4 protein-coding genes and 1 pseudogene are annotated in these 3,499 nt (G+C 64.1%); 3 read left to right on the top strand and 2 right to left on the bottom strand.

Going from position 1 to position 3,499, the window contains the following annotated elements; genetic code table 11:
* Positions 1 to 187 precede the first annotated feature (187 nt).
* A complete protein-coding gene (locus tag DYI24_RS23405; RefSeq protein WP_205523653.1) occupies positions 188 to 445 on the bottom strand; it encodes a hypothetical protein in 258 nt (85 codons plus the stop codon).
* Positions 446 to 633: 188 nt separating this feature from the next.
* Positions 634 to 1,383 (bottom strand): SDR family NAD(P)-dependent oxidoreductase, encoded by a 750-nt coding sequence (locus DYI24_RS23400; RefSeq protein ID WP_107344126.1) that lies wholly within the window; start codon positions 1,381 to 1,383, stop codon positions 634 to 636.
* Positions 1,384 to 1,497: 114 nt separating this feature from the next.
* Between DYI24_RS23400 and DYI24_RS23395 the strand changes: the two genes are divergently transcribed.
* From DYI24_RS23395 to DYI24_RS23385, 3 genes and pseudogenes are all read left to right on the top strand, one after another.
* Entirely contained in the window at positions 1,498 to 1,812 is a 315-nt protein-coding gene (locus DYI24_RS23395) for an ArsR/SmtB family transcription factor (RefSeq protein ID WP_107344127.1), read from the top strand.
* A 299-nt stretch (positions 1,813 to 2,111) separates the two neighbouring features.
* Positions 2,112 to 2,285 carry a hypothetical protein gene (locus tag DYI24_RS23390; protein ID WP_164574032.1) on the top strand — a complete coding sequence of 58 codons (174 nt, stop codon included), beginning with the start codon at positions 2,112 to 2,114 and terminating at the stop codon, positions 2,283 to 2,285.
* Positions 2,286 to 2,541: 256 nt separating this feature from the next.
* Positions 2,542 to 3,499 (top strand): annotated as a pseudogene (locus DYI24_RS23385) (autotransporter outer membrane beta-barrel domain-containing protein); the annotation flags it as partial.

The raw sequence follows: 3,499 nt of genomic DNA, 5'->3' as shown, positions 1-3,499 counted from the left end.
CCGCTCCGCACGGTGCGCCGTCAGGCTCCCCAGGACTTCCAGCAGGTCGACGACGACAGCCGCGTCGGCCGTAACTTCGATCGCTGGTGAAGAAGGCCTAGGTCAGCTTCTGAAATGCGAAGAGGGCGGATCGAGATCCGCCCTCTTGTTTCGCTGTGGAGCTTTAACGCCGTAGCCGTTTCGCCGATCAGCGGCAGACGCGGGTGGTGCGAACCACGCGGTGGCCGTGCGGACCGCGGGTGACGACCTTCCGCATCGTGCAGTGCGGGCCACGGCGGATCACCCGCCGCCGCTCGACGTAGCGCTGCGCAGAAACGTCGGTCATCGGAGCGGCGACCAGCGGCTGCGAGGCCCGGGCGGGCGTGGCGGCAGAGGCGGGAGCACTGAGGGCTCCAAGACCCAGAAATAGCGCAGCGGCGGCAGCAGCAAAGGCGGTTGTCTTCAAACGCGTTCTCCTTTTCGGCCTCGATGTCCAAGATGGCCGGTAGGCAGTAACGACGAGCAAAGCGTTTTGGTTCATCGGGCGCGGCGCCTCGTCGCAGATCGGTGCGACAGCCGACGTAACTCGGAGCAGGACGCGCGGCGGGTAAGCTCCGGCGCTGCCGCCAAAGCTTTGAGCGTAGCTGCCCGCGCTTACTTGAGGCCGCCGGTGACGTGCAGCGTCTCGCCCGTCACGTAAGAGGCGCCGTCGGAGGCGAGGAAGGCAACCACCGAAGCGATCTCTGCGGCTTCGCCGACACGGCCGAGTGGGGTAATCGCTTCGACTTGCTTTCGCATCTCGCCGTCGTGGAAGCCCGCAGCTTTGACGCCCTCGGTGACGACCATGCCGGGATTGACCGCGTTGACGCGGATCTTTCGTGGCGCCAGTTCCTTCGCCAGCACCGCCGTGATCAGATCCACCGACGCCTTGGTGGCGCCGTACACCGCAGTGTTCGGCATCGCGATCGTGGAGACGCCGGAGGAGATGTTGACGACGCTGCCGCCGTCCTTGAACTGCCGCGCCGCCGCTTGCGTCACCAGCAGCAGGCCGAGCACGTTGACGTCGAACTGGCGATGGAAGTGCTCCGGCGTGATCGCATCGAGCGCGCCGAATTCATAGACGCCGGCATTGTTGACCAGCACGTCGATCGGGCCGAACGCCGCCACGGTCGCGTCGACGATCGCCTGCGCAGCCTTGGGATCGGCGACGCTGCCGCCGACCGCGATCGCCTTGCCGCCCTGCGCAGTGATCTTGTGCACGACGTCGTCTGCGCCCTGTTTGCTGGACGCGTAGTTGACGGCGACTGCCGCGCCTTCGGCCGCGAGCTTCAGCGCGATCTCCGCGCCGATGCCCTTCGATGCGCCGGTCACCAGCGCCACTTTGCCTTGCAGTGTCTTGGTCATGATCGTTCGGTTCCTGATCGGAGGTGCGGCCACCGCTGAGGTGTGGCCTTCGGTTCAGTAGTTCGGAAGTATGGGACTATTGAACCAGATCAAGGGGGCGCCTATATCTTTTTCATGGTGCAGTTCGTTCATCCCGCACGCGAAGACATCTCGCTCGCCGGCGTGCTCGCCGCGCTGGCGGATCCGATGCGGCTGCGCATCGTCAAAGCGCTGCTCCAGGAAGGCGACTGCATGTCCTGCGTTGCGGCGGCACCGTGCCCTGACATTCCGAAGTCGACGTTGTCGAACCACTTCCGCGTGCTGCGCGAAGCCGGTTTGATCCGCACCACCAAGAAGGGCGTCGAGCACCGCAACGTCGTACGCGAAGCCGACATCAACGCGCGCTTTCCCGGGCTGCTCAAGGCGATTCTGAAACACGCGGACGAGTAGGCGATCAATCGACTTCATCGTTGCGAGTCGGCGAAAGGGGCGGCGCCGGCTGCAAAGTCGTCATCGATTCCGCGTCGCATCGAATGCCGAGTAATTCCAATCCGACGTCGGTACATCATCGTACGAAAACGGACGACGTGCGAGGCACGAACCGCGAGCGGCGACAGAGAATCGTAACAAGGCGACGACGATTGCGCCGCGCCGTTTCACGCGGCGGCACATCACGCGGCGCCGTGAGGCATACATCCACAAGAATCCGCAGAGAATCCCTGCGACAGTCTGAAGCGGGAGGTATGTTGTTGCGTGATGGAACCCGCCGAATTAAACAAAAAGCAATGTTCAAAAAGAAACGGTCGATGGGGGCCAAGATGGCGGCAGGCAACAAGATCATTTCCGAAGCGCGGCATGGCGCTTTCGCTCGTTGCACCGAGGCTTCGCTGTTTTCTGCGCCGATCGTGAGCCGCAACGATTAGTTCGCCGCGGGCCGGCCTCGACTCGAACGATACATTGCGCGGTCGAACAAACGCTTAGCGGTTCGCTCCAACGCACTTCCGATATCCGGCTTCAACAGACTGTGTCGGTCTGAACGGCGAAGCTTTGTCCAAATGCGGCCGGTCTCGACCGGCAGCCATTCTGTTTGCTGGCGGCGTCGTCCCCGACGCCGTGTGGAAGCCGCTGCTCCCGCGGCGACGTTCCGCTCGGATCTCCCTCTTGTTCTTGGAAGTCACGATGAAGAAACAACTGCTGCTCACGACGTCGCTCGCGCCGCTTCTGGCGTTGGGTGTGCTCGGCAGTGCGCCGGCGCTGGCGGATTGCACGATCTCTGGAAATACGACCGGCCTCACTTGCAGCAGCGGCAGCATCTCCTCCAGTCCGAGCACGGCCGTTACGGTCGGCGACGGCGCCGGAGCCAACGGCAGCGTCACCCTCAGCGGCGCGGGAGCGAACTGGACCGACACCAACGAGGTGAGCGTCGGCCGCGACGGCGGCGTCGGCAGCATCAATGTGTCGAACGGCGCCTCGCTGACCACCCGGCGGCTGGGACTTTCCACCGCCACCTGGCAAGCGGGCAGCGGCGGCAATGGCTCGCTGGTCGTGACCGGTCCGCAGACGGTGTGGACCAGCACCGGCGGCATCGATATCGCGCGCACCGCGGGCGCGACCGGCAGCCTGACGATTTCCAACGGTGCGGCCGCCTATATTCGCAGTGTCGGCATCTACACCGGCGCTGGCGCGGAGGTCACCATCCGAGACGCCGGCACCCATGTCGAGATCGGTGATCCGACCAACTGGAATGCAGGAGCCTGGCTCAGTCCTGAGGGTGGCACCGTCAATGTTCTGAACGGAGCTTATCTGTATGCCAGCGGCATCTATGTCGGGCCGGGGGGCAGCAACCTCACGACCATGAATATCTCGGGACGGAACACTGTCGTCGACACCGATCAGCGCATCTATGTCGGAGGCCAGGACGGGTCCCGCAATGTCGATCCGATGAACGGCAACGGCGTGCTGAATGTCACCGACGGTGCGGTGGTGACTTCGGGCACCGTTGGCGCCGGGATGGACCCGCTGTCGCAGGGCATCATCAATGTCTCCGGCAGCGGCACGCGGCTGTGGGCGAAGGCCAATCCGGCCCAAAACATTCTCGGCAATGTCTATGCCGGCTACAATGGTAACGGCACCGTGG

Source organism: Rhodopseudomonas sp. BR0C11 (assembly GCF_010820945.1).
Lineage (GTDB): Bacteria > Pseudomonadota > Alphaproteobacteria > Rhizobiales > Xanthobacteraceae > Rhodopseudomonas > Rhodopseudomonas palustris_H.
Note: the sequence above shows the minus strand (reverse complement) of the source record. Positions and strands in the feature narration are given on the sequence as shown.